Here is a 14,465-nt window from a genome sequence, read left to right on the forward strand (position 1 = left end):
TGCATCATGGAGCACGCATGAAGCGGTCATTCGCACTGTCTCTTCCCGCCTTGGCGCTGATGACGACCCTAGCTTGGGCTCACAATCACGACCATCACCACGACGATCATGGAACGGCGACGAGCGAGAAGAGCGAAGCCACCAAGGCCTTCGAGGAGGCGAACGCACGCATGCACGAGGGCATGACCGCCACATTGAGCGGCGACCCCGACGTCGACTTCATGCGCGGCATGATCCCTCACCACCAAGGCGCCATCGACATGGCCGAGATCGTTCTGAAGTACGGGAAAGATCCGGAAACGCGCAAGCTCGCCGAGGAAATCATCGAGGCGCAGACGGCCGAGATCGCCTTCATGAAGGACTGGCTCGCCAAGCGCGGCCAATAATCTGGATCAGGACAGCTCGTGGATCGTACGATGCGATCCACGAGCTGAAAGGCGCCCATGCCTGCCCGCTGTCAGACCCGCAGGGCCACAATCGCGCCGGATCCTAGCCGACACCCGAAGCCATAGCCCCTTGGTGGACGCCGTGTTCACGCAGTCGCCCGAAACCCGGAAGTTGCCTGCCGGGTTTCGAGGCAGCTCTTAGTGTCCAAGAATTAGTACTGCTTCGGACACCAGGATTCCGTGGCTGACTTGCATGACACGGGGAAGGCCTTCGCCATTTTCTCCGCTGCAGCCCACTCGTCCTCGTCAATGGCGTTGTTCACGTCTTCATCCATCGCCGTAAAGGTGGGCGCCGGATCGAGGTTCAGCTTCGACACGTTCTTTTCCCACTCCGTGCGGCTGATCCGGCCGTTGCCATCGGTGTCGAGCGTCGCGAAATGTCCCGCCCAATCCGCCATCGCAACGGAAGGCATGAGCGCCACCGCAGCCACGATCAGAACTTTCCTCATCGTTTTCTCCCAATATGTTAATTGCTCGGTGCCCTTGCCGGGCCCTCCAAGCCGCAGACGTTCATCCGCTGGCCCACGATTGAGCGCGTGACTGCGACATTTTCACAAGGTCAAGGCAGGCAAAGTTCGCCAGGACATCTTGCAGGATACGCACTGATCAATCGGCAAGAGGAGTTTGTCATCGCGTTATCGTGGCCTTGGTCAGGCGGGCACTTGCGCCTATATGCCGGCCACCGCAGTCCCCACCCTGAAGGAGCCCCAGCCATGAAAACGCGCACCCTTGGCCCGAAGGGCCCGGAAGTTTCCGCCCTGGCGCTCGGCTGCATGGGCATGTCGGATTTTTACGGCGCCCGCGATGACGCGGAATCGATCGCCACCATTCATCGCGCGCTTGAACTCGGCATTACCTTCCTCGACACCGCCGACATGTACGGCCCTCACACCAACGAGGAACTCGTCGGACGTGCCCTCAAGGGAAAGCGCGACCGCGTCTTTCTCGCGACCAAGTTCGGTATCGTGCGCGACCCGAACGATCCGACTGTTCGCGGCATCAGCGGCCGTCCGGACTATGTGCGTAAGGCGATTGACGGCAGCCTCTCCCGTCTCGGGATCGATCACATCGACCTCTACTACCAACACCGCGTCGACCCCGAGACTCCGATCGAGGAGACGGTGGGTGCCATGGCGGGGCTCGTGAAAGCAGGCAAGGTGCGCTTCCTCGGCCTGAGCGAAGCCTCCCCCGAAACAATCGCCCGCGCACATAAAGTGCACCCCATCACTGCGGTCCAGACCGAGTACTCGCTGTGGACGCGCGATCCCGAGGATGGCGTGCTCGATACCTGCGCCAAGCTCGGCATCGGCTTCGTCGCCTATAGCCCGCTCGGTCGCGGCTTCCTGACCGGCGCCATCAAGAGCCCAAACGATTTTGCCCCCGACGATTACCGCCGCACGAGCCCGCGTTTCCAAGGCGCGAACTTGGAGAAGAACCTCGCCCTAGTGGACAAGGTGCGCGAGATCGCGGCGAGCAAGGGCGTAAGCCCGTCCGAGCTGGCGCTGGCTTGGCTGCTCGCCCAACGCGATTTCGTCGTGCCGCTCTTCGGCACCAAGCGACGCAAGTACCTCGAGCAGAATGCCAACGCCGCCAACATCGCGCTTTTGACCCAAGAGCTGGCTGCGATCGAAGCCGCATTTCCGAAAGGCGTGGCATCCGGCACCCGCTACCCCGAAGCCATGATGAGCGCCGTCAACGGCTAGCCGGCCTGCCGTCACGAAAAGAAGCACGGACGGACGCCCGGGTTGTAGGACGTCCTCCACACGACAAATGCTGTTGACGGCCGGCTCAAAAACAGAGAACATAACAGGAACAAATTCATTCGCGTCCCAGGCGGCCGTTGCACCTCGCGCCGCTGCGGGTGAGCGTTTCTTTGCGCCGAGTCGGATGAAGCGAAGCTTCGTCCACCGAGCCGAAATCAGGAGTGAATGCACGGCATGACTGAGCCCACCATCAAATGTCCGAGCTGCAGCACCGAGATCAAGCTGACCGAGTCCCTCGCCGCACCTCTGATCGAGGTGACGCGCAAGAAGTACGAAGACGCGCTCTCGCGCAAAGACGCCGAAATGGCCAAGCGCGAAAGCATGCTGAAGAACGACCAGGCCGCTTTGGCCAAGGAACGCGCCTCGATCGCCGATGCGATTGCCGCACAGGTCGCCGCCGAGCGCGAGCATATTGCCGCCGAAGAGCGGAAAAAGGCCAAGCTGCTTGCGGCCACCGAGATCGATCAGAAGAACAAGCAGCTCTTGGATCTGCAGGATGTTTTGGCCGAGCGTGACGCAAAGCTCGCCGAGGCACAGAAGACGCAGGCAGACCTCATCCGCAAGCAGCGCGAGCTCGACGACGCCAAACGCGAGATGGATCTCACCATCGAGAAGAAGGTGCAGGAATCCCTCGCCGTAGTGCGCAACAAGGCGCGCCAGGAGGCGGAGGAGGCCTTGAAGCTGCGTGTGCTCGAGAAGGAGGAGCAGATCTCCTCCATGCAGCGCCAGATCGAAGATTTGAAGCGCAAGGCCGAGCAGGGCTCGCAGCAGCTGCAGGGCGAGGCGCTCGAGCTCGAGCTCGAGAAGACGCTGAGCATGAAATTCCCGCGCGACGTCATCGAGCCTGTGCCGAAAGGTGAATTCGGCGGCGACGTTCTCCAGCGCGTGATGGGCCCGCTCGACCAGTCGTGCGGCACCATCCTCTGGGAATCGAAGCGCACCAAGAACTGGAGCGACGGCTGGCTCGCAAAGTTGAGGGGCGATCAGCGCGCCGCCAAGGCGGAGATCGCACTGCTCGTCTCGAATGCTTTGCCGAAAGACGTCGTTGCCTTCGATTTCATAGACGGCGTCTGGGTGGTTGAGGCGCGCTGCGCAATTCCCGTTGCGATCGCCCTGCGCCAATCGCTGATCGAGCTCGCCGGAGCACGCCACGCCCGTGAAGGGCAGGAGACGAAGATGGAGCTGGTTTACGATTACCTGACCGGCCCGCGCTTCCGCCATCGCGTGGAAGCCATCGTCGAGAAATTTTCCGATATGCAGGCGGACCTGGAGCGCGAGCGCAAGGCCATGACCCGCCTGTGGGCCAAGCGAGAGGCGCAGATCAAGGGCGTGATCGAGGCAACTGTCGGCATGTACGGCGACGTCCAGGGCATTGCCGGCAAGGCGCTCGACGAGATCGACGCCCTGACACTGCCAATGCTCGAGGCGAGCACGCTCGAAGGCGTCGACTGATGAGGCACCGCCACAGGCCGCAAGCCTGCTGAACTCTAAAGTAAGACTTTGTCGAGCCCCGGGGTTGCGCCCGGGGCGAGTGGGGCTCACATTCAAGGCACGCACGAAGCGCTTCACAGCCGCGGAAGATCTCGATGAATCTCGGAAAACCGATTGCAGCTGCACTTGCACTCGCGACGCTGGCCGCCGTACCAGCCGACGTCTTTGCCGGCGGAAAGCACAAATATGCCCGCGAGCGCCAAGCCACACGCGATTGCACGCCCTACAATGGGCCCTTCGGCTACTATGGCAATCCGTGGTGTGATGGTGGGTACAAATTCGCCGAGGACTATCCTCCGGGCGCAAGCCCCCACCACGACGTCTTTGATCTTCCCCAGGTCCGCCGTCTCGAACGCCGCTTGCGCCGGGATTGAGCGACGGATTTTCCGCACCCCCACGTTCTCATGATCGGCGCGGTCATAGCGCTGCCGGCGTCATCACGACGTAAAGCGGCAGCTGCCATGATCACGTCACCATTGGGTGAATCTTGGGTTCGCTCGACCCAACGAGGAGTGATCATGAGAAAGATAAGGTTGATCAGCGCCATTGCCGGCCTGACGATGCTCGGGGCAGCTGCGGCTCAGGCGGCTCCCGGCTTTTCCACCGCCAACGTGAACATCCGGACCGGCCCCGATATCGATTTCCCAAGCGTCGGCGTCATTCCCGAAGGTGACGACATCGACATTCGGGGCTGCTTGCGCGACGAGTCCTGGTGTGACGTTATTTGGGCTGGTAACCGCGGTTGGGTCTTCAGCGAGTACCTCGCGTTCGAGCAGCGCGGTGGCGGCGGCTATGTCGCTCTTCCCGACGTTGGCCCTGCCGCTTTCGCCATCCCGATTGTAGCCTTCGCCGCACGCGAGTACTGGGACCGCCACTACGTCGGCCGTCCTTGGTACAAGGATCGTTCGCGCTGGTATACGCACAAGGTTCGCCCGCGCGTTGGCTGGCGCGCACCGCCTCCAGGCAAGCGCAACCCCGGCTGGTGGCGCAAGGATTACCGCGCTCCCTCGGGCTTCCGCGCTCCGCCGTCGGATTTCCGCAATTGGAAGCGTCCGAACCGCGACCGGCGCGACGATCGTCGTGACGACCGACGCGATGACCGTCGAGATCACCGCGGCCACGACCACCGCTGACAATCGAAAGCCCCGGCGCAACCCGCCGGGGCTTTTTCATATGACGAATTGCGCCATTCGCCCTGCCCCGCCGCTCCTCTAATATCCCGGAAACGACGGGGGATGCTGGTCATGAGCTGGAAGACGGCGTACCGATCGATCTACTACCGCGGCGCACCGGAACCGGATGATCCCGACCTCGACAAAGCCCACACCGCGCTTCTCGTCATCGACGTCCAGAACGTCTATCTCGCCCGCCCCGATCGGGCCTCGCTCTCACCTGCGGAACAGTCCGACTACGACGCCTGGACTCCCTTTCACGAGCGCATGCACGCAACCGTGATCCCGCGCACTCAGGACCTTCTAAGCACCTTTCGCACGCACGGCGTCGAATGCCTGTTCGCGCGCATCGCCTGCCACACCAAGGATGGTCGCGACCGCTCCCTCTCGCAGAAAATGCCGGGCTGGAACAATCTGCTGCTGCCGAAAGACGAATGGCCCTCGCAAATCCCCGACGCGCTCGCACCACAAGGCGACGAAATCGTAGTGACGAAAACCACCGACAGCGCGCTGACCGGCACGAACCTACGCCTGATCCTGACCAACCTCGGCATCAAGACAGTGATTTGCTGCGGAATCTTCACCGACCAATGCGTCTCCTCCACCGTGCGCAGCCTGGCGGACGAAAGCTTCAACGTCATTGTCGTCGAGGATTGCTGCGCGGCCGGCAGCGATGAGCTGCATCAGAAAGAGCTCGAGATCATCAATATGATCTACTGCCACGTGATGTCGGCAGCCGAGCTCAAGGCCATCATGGAACTGTCCTGACGTCGGGCCTTCAAGGCAAGCTGAGGCCCGCCTCCTGCGCAGACTGCTCAAGATAGCGCACGAAGCGCTCGAACGCCCCGACGTAAGCGGCATCAAGAAACTCATCGATCCGGACGATTAGGCCATCACGCACGCGGACGCGAAATCTCACCTTCACATCCAACCGCTCGCCCGTTTTCCGATGTCGGTGATATCCAAGCACGCTGGCGCGGATCTCGTCGCGCTCACGGACGAGGCTTTCGACAATAAATGCATTGATGATGAACGTATCGGCGATGAGCTTCAGCCTGGCGGAAACCTCAGGCTTACCGACGGCGCTCGACACCCAGGGAATCTGCAGCGCATCGACGTTGACGTTGTGGACGATGTTGTCGGCCAGGAGGGCAAGCACTCCGGAAAAGTTTCCGTCGCTCCAATGGCGAACCGCCGTTCGGAAAACCTCCTCGTCCTTGGCTCCCGGCATCGCTGCATCTCCTGCCTAGCGTGCTCGCTTGCCATCTAAGGTCTGTCACGAACCTTCAACATTGATATTGATCAACTCAGTTCTCGTCCATCTTGAGCGCGGCAATGAACGCCTCCTGCGGAATCTCGACCTTGCCGAACTCGCGCATCTTCTTCTTGCCGGCTTTCTGCTTGTCGAGGAGCTTGCGCTTGCGCGTGATATCGCCACCGTAACACTTGGCGATCACGTCTTTCCTGAGCGCACTGATCGTCTCGCGCGCGATGACCTTGCCGCCGATGGCCGCTTGGATCGGAATCTTGAACAGGTGGGGGCGGATCAGCTCCTTAAGCTTTTCGCACATGGCCCGCCCGCGGCTTTCGGCACGCGTCCGGTGCACGATCATCGACAGCGCGTCCACGGGCTCGTCATTGACCAGGATCGAAAGCTTGACGAGATCGTTCTCCTCGTAACCCTTGATCTGGTAGTCGAAAGAGGCATACCCGCGCGAAACAGACTTCAGTCGGTCGTAGAAATCGAACACCACTTCGTTGAGCGGCAGCTCGTAGACGAGCATGGCCCGCGTGCCCACATACGTGAGCTGCTTCTGCCGTCCGCGCCGGTCCTGACATAGCTTCAGCACGGCACCCAGATAGTCGTCCGGCACCAGAATGGTCGCCTCGATCCACGGCTCCTCGATGTGATCGATGCGGACAACATCGGGCATGTCAGCCGGATTGTGCAGCTCGATGACAGAGCCGTCCGTCATGTGCAGATGGTAGATGACCGACGGCGCCGTCGTGATCAGGTCGAGGTTGAACTCGCGCTCAAGCCGCTCGGTGATGATCTCCAGATGCAAAAGCCCGAGGAACCCGCAGCGGAAACCGAAGCCCAGCGCCGCCGAGCTTTCCGCCTCGAACGAGAAGCTCGCGTCGTTCAGGCGCAAACGCCCCATGGCATCGCGCAGGTCCTCGAAGTCCGCCGCATCGACAGGAAACAGACCGCAGAACACCACCGGCTGCGCCGGCTTGAAGCCCGGTAGAGGCTCTGCCGTCGGATTCTTCTCATCCGTGATCGTGTCGCCGACACGCGTATCCGCGACCTCCTTGATCGCAGCCGTGAAGAAGCCGACCTCGCCCGGCCCGATCTCCGGCAGCATCTCCTGCTTCGGCCGGAAAATGCCGACGCGTTCGATCTGATAACTGCCGCCCGTGGCCATCATCGTGACCTTCTGGCCGCGCTTCAGCGTGCCGTCGATAATGCGTACCAACACGATGACGCCGAGATAGGCATCATACCAGCTGTCGATCAGCATGGCCTTGAGCGGCTTCGAAGCATCACCCTTAGGTGGCGGCAGCCGCTCGACGATGGCCGCCAGCACGGCCTCCACGTTGAGACCCGTCTTGGCAGACACGCCAATCGCATCAGACGCGTCGAGTCCGATCACGTCCTCGATCTGTTTCTTGACCCGGTCCTCGTCGGCGGACGGCAGGTCCACCTTGTTGAGCACCGGCAAAATCTCGAGGTTGTTGTCGAGGGCCTGATAGACGTTGGCCAGCGTCTGCGCTTCGACGCCCTGGCTCGCGTCCACCACCAGGATGGCGCCCTCGCAGGCGGCCAAGCTCCGCGAGACTTCATAGGCAAAGTCCACGTGCCCGGGCGTATCCATCAGGTTCAACTGATAGGTCTTGCCGTCCGTGTGCTTATAGTCGAGGCGCACGGTCTGCGCCTTGATGGTGATGCCGCGCTCGCGCTCGATGTCCATCGAGTCGAGGATTTGCTCCTTCATCTCGCGGTTGGTGACGTTGCCGCAAATCTGGATCATCCGGTCCGACAAGGTGGACTTGCCGTGGTCGATGTGCGCGATGATGGAAAAGTTTCGGATCAGCGAAATATCGGTCATGCGCGCGTGCTTATCACCTCGCTCGGAAAGGCAAAAGGGCGTTGCAAGGCGACCCGGAGCGGCCTTAAACCGCGCAAACGAAAAACGGCCACCTATCAATCTGGAATCATTCTAATATTTGTACCGATGCCTCGGTAGGCATCGGTAAGGGCCAACAAACAAAGAAACCTTTGGCCGTCCGTCGTCTTGACGGCGCCACATGCCTCGGCATGAGTGCCCTTTGGGACCGAAACGGGATAAATCGAATGCGCTTTGCTTCACTCTTTGCGTTCGCGGCCTTGGCCAGCTTTGCCGCCGCCACACACTCACATCCGGCGAGCGCCGGCGCCATCCAGTTTGGTCCCATGGACGACGCGCCGAAAGCCAAGCCGGCCCAAAAGAAAAAGGCACCCGCTCCCGAAGAAATGGCAACACCTGTGGCCCCACCGGCCGAAACGCCGTCCGCCGAGCCGACGCAGCCTGCAGCCACCGCGACCGCAGTACAGGCCCCCCCGACGCAGCAAGCGCCTGCGACAGCCACGCGTGTCTCGACGAAGGGCCTGCCGCCCCCGCCCGCACCCCGCAACTGCAAGACCACGTGGACCTACGAATCCTGGCTGCGCGACTTCAAACGCGAAGCAGCCGCAGAAGGCATCAGCCAGCGTGTCATCGACCGCACCCTCGCCGGCATGACACCCGATCAGAGCGTGATCTCCCGCGACCGCCGCCAGGGCTTCTTTGCCCAGAGCTTCCTCGACTTTTCGGCCAAGCTGGCCACGCCCAATCGAGTGACTAACGGCCGCGCCCAGATCAAGAGAAATCAGGCTGCCTTCGACCGCGCCACGAAGGAATTCGGCGTCCACCCGGCCGTGATCACCGGCTTCTGGGCGCTTGAGAGCGACTTCGGCGCCGGCATGGGCAAGCTACCCATCATGCGCTCGCTCGTGACATTGGCGTACGATTGCCGTCGTGGCCCCATGTTCCGTGACGAGCTGAAGGCAGCCCTGCGCATCATCGAGCGGGGCGACATGACCCCGCAGACGATGATCGGCTCCTGGGCCGGCGAGATCGGCCAGACCCAGTTCCTCCCGACCCGCTATCTCGAGCACGCCATCGACTACGACGGCGACGGCCGCCCCGACCTGTTTGCCAGTCCCACCGACATCATCGGCACCACGGCCAACTACATGTCTCATCTCGGCTGGCGACCCAACGAGCCGTGGATTGAAGAGGTCCGCGTCCCAAGCAACCTTCAATGGGACCAGTCCGACCTGACCATCAAGCACCCGCGCTCCAAGTGGGCCGCCTGGGGCGTGACCAAGTCTGACGGCAGCGCGCTCGAGACCGACGACATGCCGGCTTCGCTCCTGCTGCCGATGGGGCGCTTCGGGCCTGCCTTCCTAGCCTTCCCGAATTTCGAGGTGTACCTGCAGTGGAACCAGTCGCTGAACTACGCTGTCACCGCCGCTTACCTCGCGACCCGCATCGACGGCGCCCCGGCCATGCTCCGCGGCCGTGAAGGCATCCCGGTGCTGAGCATTGAAGAGGCCAAGGAGTTGCAGCGCCTCCTGACCGCCCGCGGCTTCGACGTCGGCGAGATTGATGGCCTGATCGGCTTGAAGAGCCGCCAGGCCATCAAAGAGATGCAGATCAGGCTGAAGCTGCCTGCCGACGCCTATCCGACGCCGGAGCTGCTCTCAGCGTTGCGCAGAGGTTCCTAGGGACAAAAGATCGACCGCGCCCGGCGCTTGAACGCGGCTCCGTGCCTTTACCATCCCCGCGTCTCACCCTATCAATCGAACTCAAAGAGCCCATCATGGCGCCGCCAAGCTCGTGCAAAATGGGCTTGGCAGCGTCAGAATGTCCGTGTGTCGGAGCGGCCGGCGTTAAGGAGACGCTGAGCATTTTTCGACAGAGGGGACTGTCGTAGAAGGCAGTACGAGAACGGGTAGGAGTTGGCAGCCGTGCAGCGATCGGTCGTGAGTGGACTCGAAGACCGCTTGGCGGAGGTCACCGCAGTCGCCAGCCGGCAGTTTGAGACCGCCGAAGAGCTCGAGACGGCTCTGCGCTCCCTCTATCAGATCATAAACGAGACCGATCCGGCCGAGTTGGACCGTGCCGCGGTGACTCAGGCCGCGCCACAGCTCTTGCGCACGCTTTTCAAGGCGCGCATGCGCCTGCGCGACCGCATCCCGGCTTGGCAAGTGCAGGGGATCTTCAACCGCCCTGCTCAGGGTGCATTGCGAGACGTGTTCCGCATCGCACGTTACGCGGAAGACATGCTGGGCGAGATCGCCGCCGACAACGAAAGGCTCGAGAAAGGTCAGTCCACGAGGCGCGCCTTTACGGGCCGGTCATGGAACACGCTCGTGCACCCCGCCTTCGACGCTGGCGAGAACATTCCGTTTCGCTCCGGCGACCTGCTCTTGATGCGCGGCAGCGCACACAACAGCGCTGCTATCGCCCGCATCGGCGACGTCGACAGCCAGTTCAGCCATATCGCCATCATCTACATTGACAACGCGGGCAAGCATTGGGTGGTCGAGGCCCTGATCGAGGAAGGCTCCATTCTCACGACATTGGAGTCCGTGCTCGATCACAACGTCGGCCGCATGGTCCTCTACCGCCATCCGAACCCCGCGCTGGCTGCCCAGGCTGCCAAGCTCGCTTACGAACGGGTTCTCGCGAGCAAAACGGGCTTTGCCTCCCATATCCCGTACGATTTCACGATGCGCCTAAGGGGCCGCCGCAAGCTCTTCTGCGCCAAGCTCGTCGCGCAGGCTTACGCCGATGCAACGGACGGCGCGCTCCAGCTCCCGGCCTTCAAGACGCGCTTCGACCATCGCAACAACAAGGCCTTTCTGCAGGCTGTCGGCGTGCGCGCCAAGGAAAGCTTCGCTCCGGGTGACATCGACCTCGACACCCGCTTCGACCTCATCGCCGAATGGCGCGACTACCGGGTGACGCCCGTTCTGCGTCGCCAGGACATGATCATGACCAAGTTCTTCGAGTGGATGGAAACGCGCGGCTACCGCTTCGAGGAAACGCCGGTCATCCGCCTGATTTCCATCTTTGGCCGCCTGTCCAGCTACCTTTCGAACGGCGCCAAGAACCTGCTATCGCGTGTCTTCCCCAAGGTCCCGCGCAACATGAGCCGCTCATGTGTGGCAACCATCGTCATGCTGCACAAATCGGCGGAGGATGTGATGCCCTCCTTGGCCGCCCTCGACGAGGACCACGTCCGCATGACGGGTTTCCCGCTGCACGCACGCGAGATGCTCGACCACCTCGAGCGTCTGCGCGAGGTGTCCAGCGGACATGTCGGCTATCTGCGCGGCAGGGCTTGACGGGCTGTAATGGGCCGCGAGATCAGCCTCAAGCAAACATACAGGAAGAGATAGAGCATCTCCCAAGTCACGAGCGTCATGACCGTGGCACCGAGGCTCTCGAAGGAATCGGTCACCACCGCATTGAGCAGGAGAAGGGCGAGCGCCGGGAGGAACACGGCAAACGGCGCTCGCGCCGCACCGCGCCAGCCGCCGCCCAGTGCAGACCAGGCCACGATATGCGCGATCACGAACAGCAGAACAGCACTCAAGGTACCCATGGAAACGCGTCCTTGGAGACCAGGCTCACCTGAGCCCACCGGACAAAGCTAAGGGAAACACCTCAAAGGGCCGTTCAAGACTTCGTTAAACTTTGATCTGTCCGGATGGCTCGCCAGTGCCCGCCGCCGCAGAAGCTTGGCCGATGAAGGCGGCTCGCGGCCGATGCCGGGTCTTTTCCCACTTGTAGGGCGCACTCGCGAGTTGGAGGAGCGCGCGATAGGCAGCGAACGAAATGAAAAGCCAATAGATCGGCATGGTGAGTGCCCACACCGCAAGTTTCCACCGGCCGCGCCCGACGACCGCCGCCCAACCAAGCGCGACACCCGTCACATAACCGAGCACCAGATTGACCAGCCCAAGCGCGGTGATGACGTCCGAGAGCGCATGGTGATGCAGCGTTTGCAGCGGCCCGAACGCCACCTCGACCGCTGCCGCCACATAGAACCAGGGATGGACCAAGGCCGAGAGGATGAGCCCGCCCATCAGCACCTGAAATCCGAAGAAGCGCGCCCAGCCGAGGTCCCGCGCCGTTTCGAGCGGCCGGCGCATATGAACGAGATACGTCTGCATCCAGCCCTTGAGCCACCGTGTCCGCTGGTTGCGCCAGCTCGAAAAGTTGTCTGGCGCCTCTTCCCAGGTCGTCGAGGCGACAACTTTCACATCGAGACCGAAGCGCGCCAGCCGAATGCCGAGATCGGCATCCTCCGTGACGTTGTAAGGGTCCCAGGCGCCGACTTTTTCGAGCACGGCGCGGGGGAAATGATTGGAGGTTCCACCAAGAGGTACGGGCAGACCCAGCCGCTCGAACGTCGGCAGCAGGCAATCGAACAGCGCCGTGTACTCGATCGCGAATTGTCGCGTGAGCCAAGTCTCGTCGGCATTGAGCACATTGAGACGCGCTTGCACGCAGCCAATTCGCGGGCTCGCGGCGAGCAACCCGGCCGCCCGCCGCAACTGGTCCGGCTCCGGCACATCCTCCGCATCGTAAACGACGACGACATCCCCGGTTGCGCAGTGAAGCGCGAAGTTGAGTGCGCGCGGCTTGGTGCGCGGATTGCCGTCGGGCACAATCACAACCGTCATGAAAGACGGCAGTGTCACCGCCGACACGGCCCGACGTGTCGCAAGATCCGCCGCCTCGACGATCAAAAACACTTCGAGCCGATCGCGCGGATAATCGATTGCGCTCAGCGCCGCGACGAGATCTGGGACGACGTCGGCCTCATCGTAGAGGGGAACGAGAAGCGAATACCGCGGCAGCTCGGCCTCGGCGATGAGGACGACTGAACCGGCGCTCGCACCACGGCGCTTGTCGGCCGCCGTGAACCACAAGGCCGCCGAGCGCAGCGCCACCACGCAAGAAAACGGCAGCACCAGAACGGCCACCAGCACGAACAGGGCATGTTGCGGTACTGCGACGCCGGCACCCCCCAGCGCAACCAGCAGGGAAACGAGCGTCCACTTCTGCCACGCCCATGTGGGTTCGCCCGCCGAAAGGTCCGGCCGCAGACGGCGCAAGCCGATGGCAGCCTGATCGATGTCAGCGCCACCCCGTTCCGATGGCGAGGGAGAAGGAACCTTACGCAGCGTCGGACGCGCCGGGGCCCGCCACAAGCCAACCTGTCGGCTGCGGGACCACGCCAGCATCGCACGCAGCCCCGTGGCCTGGCGCGCCGCTTCGACACGGCCGTCAAGTCGCTCAGACACCTTGAAAATGCCCCCCAGCGCCTCCCCCCGGGCACGATCCGCCCGCGGCTATCCCCCGGAGCCGCCTCGAGAGGCCTGCGCGCGGCGAAACGCGCCTGCCGATCGATCAGGCTCCGCCGAAGGGAGCTTTTCACACAGCTCCCGCCGCGGATGATCTTGCCATATTGGTTCCGATGTTAAATAGGATTCTGATCCATACCGCGGACGCCGCCCATCACATGATGATCCCTCGCATCCACTCCCGCACCGCAGCACGCAGCCTGCCCGGCAGCCGCATCCTCGTATGCGCGCTCGCGGCCGTCTTCGGTGTCTGTCTCCTGGCCGGACTGAGCTTCCAAGCCTCGGCCCAGGAAAGCGATGCGATTGCGGCCGCGCCATCCGAACCACGGCGCTTCGTCATCCGCTTCCTGACCGAAAGCGAGTTCCCGCCTTTCAATTATTACGACGACGAAGGCGTGCTCTCGGGCTTCAATGTCGATCTCGCGCGCGCCATCTGCCTCGAGGCAGGAGCGGCCTGCGACATCAAGGTGCGCCCCTGGGAGGAACTTCTGATTGGGCTCAGGCGCGGCGACGCCGACGCCGTGATCGCCGCGCACCGCGTATCCGCAACGAGCCTTGCCGAGGTCGACTTCTCCGACAGCTACTTCTACACGCCGGGCCGCTTTGCCGCCCGCAAGGGCGATGCCGAGCACGCGACCACACCCGACGAGTTGGACGGAGTGACCATCGGCGTCGCCAAGGGCACGGCGCACGAGGCCTTCGTCAAGGCGTTCTACCGCGACAGCCGTATCGTGTTGTTCGAGAACCCGGAGCTCGCCCGCGAGGCGCTGCAGCAGGCCAAAGTAGACCTCGTCTTCGATGACGCCATCAGCCTCGCGTTCTGGCTCAATGGATCGCTCTCGCGCCAGTGCTGCGAGTTCCGCGGCGATGCTTTCCTCGAGCCCAAATACTTCGGCGACGGCCTCGCGGTGGCGCTGCCGCGCAACGACCCGCAGATCAAGTCGCTCATCAACACAGCCCTGAAACGCGTGCGCCAGAGCGGCCGCTTCCAAGAGCTGGTCGAGCGCTACTTTCCCGTGCGCATTTACTAAGACTGCCAACTCGTTGCACCGCGGCAACGGCGCACCCCCGTCGGCGTTCGGACTGTCATACTCCTGAAATGCAAATCCCGTGTAAGGGGCCCATGACC

At 62.6% G+C, this 14,465-nt stretch carries 14 protein-coding genes; 9 read left to right on the top strand and 5 right to left on the bottom strand.

Annotated elements, in window-relative coordinates; all coding sequences use genetic code 11:
* Positions 1–17: 17 nt before the first annotated feature.
* On the top strand, positions 18–386 hold the full coding sequence (locus tag CS1GBM3_RS12185) for a CopM family metallochaperone (RefSeq protein ID WP_072395617.1): 369 nt from the start codon (positions 18–20) through the stop codon (positions 384–386).
* A 212-nt stretch (positions 387–598) separates the two neighbouring features.
* Here CS1GBM3_RS12185 and CS1GBM3_RS12190 read toward each other — a convergent pair whose 3' ends face one another.
* Positions 599–895 (bottom strand): EF-hand domain-containing protein, encoded by a 297-nt coding sequence (locus CS1GBM3_RS12190; RefSeq protein ID WP_072395618.1) that lies wholly within the window; start codon positions 893–895, stop codon positions 599–601.
* A 264-nt stretch (positions 896–1,159) separates the two neighbouring features.
* On the opposite strand from CS1GBM3_RS12190, the gene CS1GBM3_RS12195 reads away from it, so the two are divergent.
* From CS1GBM3_RS12195 to CS1GBM3_RS12215, 5 genes are all read left to right on the top strand, one after another.
* Positions 1,160–2,149 (top strand): aldo/keto reductase, encoded by a 990-nt coding sequence (locus CS1GBM3_RS12195; RefSeq protein WP_072395619.1) that lies wholly within the window; start codon positions 1,160–1,162, stop codon positions 2,147–2,149.
* A 234-nt stretch (positions 2,150–2,383) separates the two neighbouring features.
* Positions 2,384–3,661: a DUF2130 domain-containing protein gene (locus CS1GBM3_RS12200; protein WP_072397454.1), complete on the top strand. Its 1,278-nt coding sequence runs from the start codon at positions 2,384–2,386 to the stop codon at positions 3,659–3,661.
* 134 nt (positions 3,662–3,795) lie between these two features.
* A complete protein-coding gene (locus CS1GBM3_RS12205; protein WP_072395620.1) occupies positions 3,796–4,074 on the top strand; it encodes a hypothetical protein in 279 nt (92 codons plus the stop codon).
* Between the two features lie 144 nt (positions 4,075–4,218).
* Positions 4,219–4,833 carry an SH3 domain-containing protein gene (locus CS1GBM3_RS12210; protein WP_072395621.1) on the top strand — a complete coding sequence of 205 codons (615 nt, stop codon included), beginning with the start codon at positions 4,219–4,221 and terminating at the stop codon, positions 4,831–4,833.
* Positions 4,834–4,944: 111 nt separating this feature from the next.
* Positions 4,945–5,640 (top strand): cysteine hydrolase family protein, encoded by a 696-nt coding sequence (locus CS1GBM3_RS12215; RefSeq protein ID WP_072397456.1) that lies wholly within the window; start codon positions 4,945–4,947, stop codon positions 5,638–5,640.
* Positions 5,641–5,650: 10 nt separating this feature from the next.
* Here CS1GBM3_RS12215 and CS1GBM3_RS12220 read toward each other — a convergent pair whose 3' ends face one another.
* The gene (locus CS1GBM3_RS12220; protein WP_072395622.1) at positions 5,651–6,103 is read right to left on the bottom strand and encodes a nuclear transport factor 2 family protein; all 453 of its coding nucleotides are present in this window, start codon (positions 6,101–6,103) and stop codon (positions 5,651–5,653) included.
* A gap of 76 nt (positions 6,104–6,179) precedes the next feature.
* A complete protein-coding gene (lepA, locus tag CS1GBM3_RS12225) occupies positions 6,180–7,982 on the bottom strand; it encodes a translation elongation factor 4 (protein ID WP_072395623.1) in 1,803 nt (600 codons plus the stop codon).
* Between the two features lie 245 nt (positions 7,983–8,227).
* Between lepA and CS1GBM3_RS12230 the strand changes: the two genes are divergently transcribed.
* Together CS1GBM3_RS12230 and CS1GBM3_RS12235 are read left to right on the top strand one after the other, a co-directional pair.
* Entirely contained in the window at positions 8,228–9,682 is a 1,455-nt protein-coding gene (locus CS1GBM3_RS12230; protein WP_083567521.1) for a lytic murein transglycosylase, read from the top strand.
* Positions 9,683–9,925: 243 nt separating this feature from the next.
* Positions 9,926–11,308 (top strand): YiiX/YebB-like N1pC/P60 family cysteine hydrolase, encoded by a 1,383-nt coding sequence (locus tag CS1GBM3_RS12235; protein ID WP_139247904.1) that lies wholly within the window; start codon positions 9,926–9,928, stop codon positions 11,306–11,308.
* On the opposite strand, the gene CS1GBM3_RS12240 is transcribed toward CS1GBM3_RS12235, so the two are convergent.
* Positions 11,287–11,568 (bottom strand): hypothetical protein, encoded by a 282-nt coding sequence (locus CS1GBM3_RS12240; protein WP_072395625.1) that lies wholly within the window; start codon positions 11,566–11,568, stop codon positions 11,287–11,289. The two genes, CS1GBM3_RS12235 and CS1GBM3_RS12240, sit on opposite strands and share 22 nt — an antisense overlap.
* 85 nt (positions 11,569–11,653) lie before the next feature.
* Positions 11,654–13,276, bottom strand: coding sequence for a glycosyltransferase (locus CS1GBM3_RS12245; RefSeq protein ID WP_072395627.1), 1,623 nt, complete (start codon positions 13,274–13,276; stop codon positions 11,654–11,656).
* Positions 13,277–13,494: 218 nt separating this feature from the next.
* Between CS1GBM3_RS12245 and CS1GBM3_RS12250 the strand changes: the two genes are divergently transcribed.
* Complete coding sequence (locus CS1GBM3_RS12250) at positions 13,495–14,367, top strand: transporter substrate-binding domain-containing protein (RefSeq protein ID WP_244534640.1); 873 nt, start codon at positions 13,495–13,497, stop codon at positions 14,365–14,367.
* Positions 14,368–14,465: the final 98 nt, after the last annotated feature.

The sequence above is a fragment of the Hyphomicrobium sp. CS1GBMeth3 genome, assembly GCF_900117455.1.
Classification (GTDB): domain Bacteria; phylum Pseudomonadota; class Alphaproteobacteria; order Rhizobiales; family Hyphomicrobiaceae; genus Hyphomicrobium_C.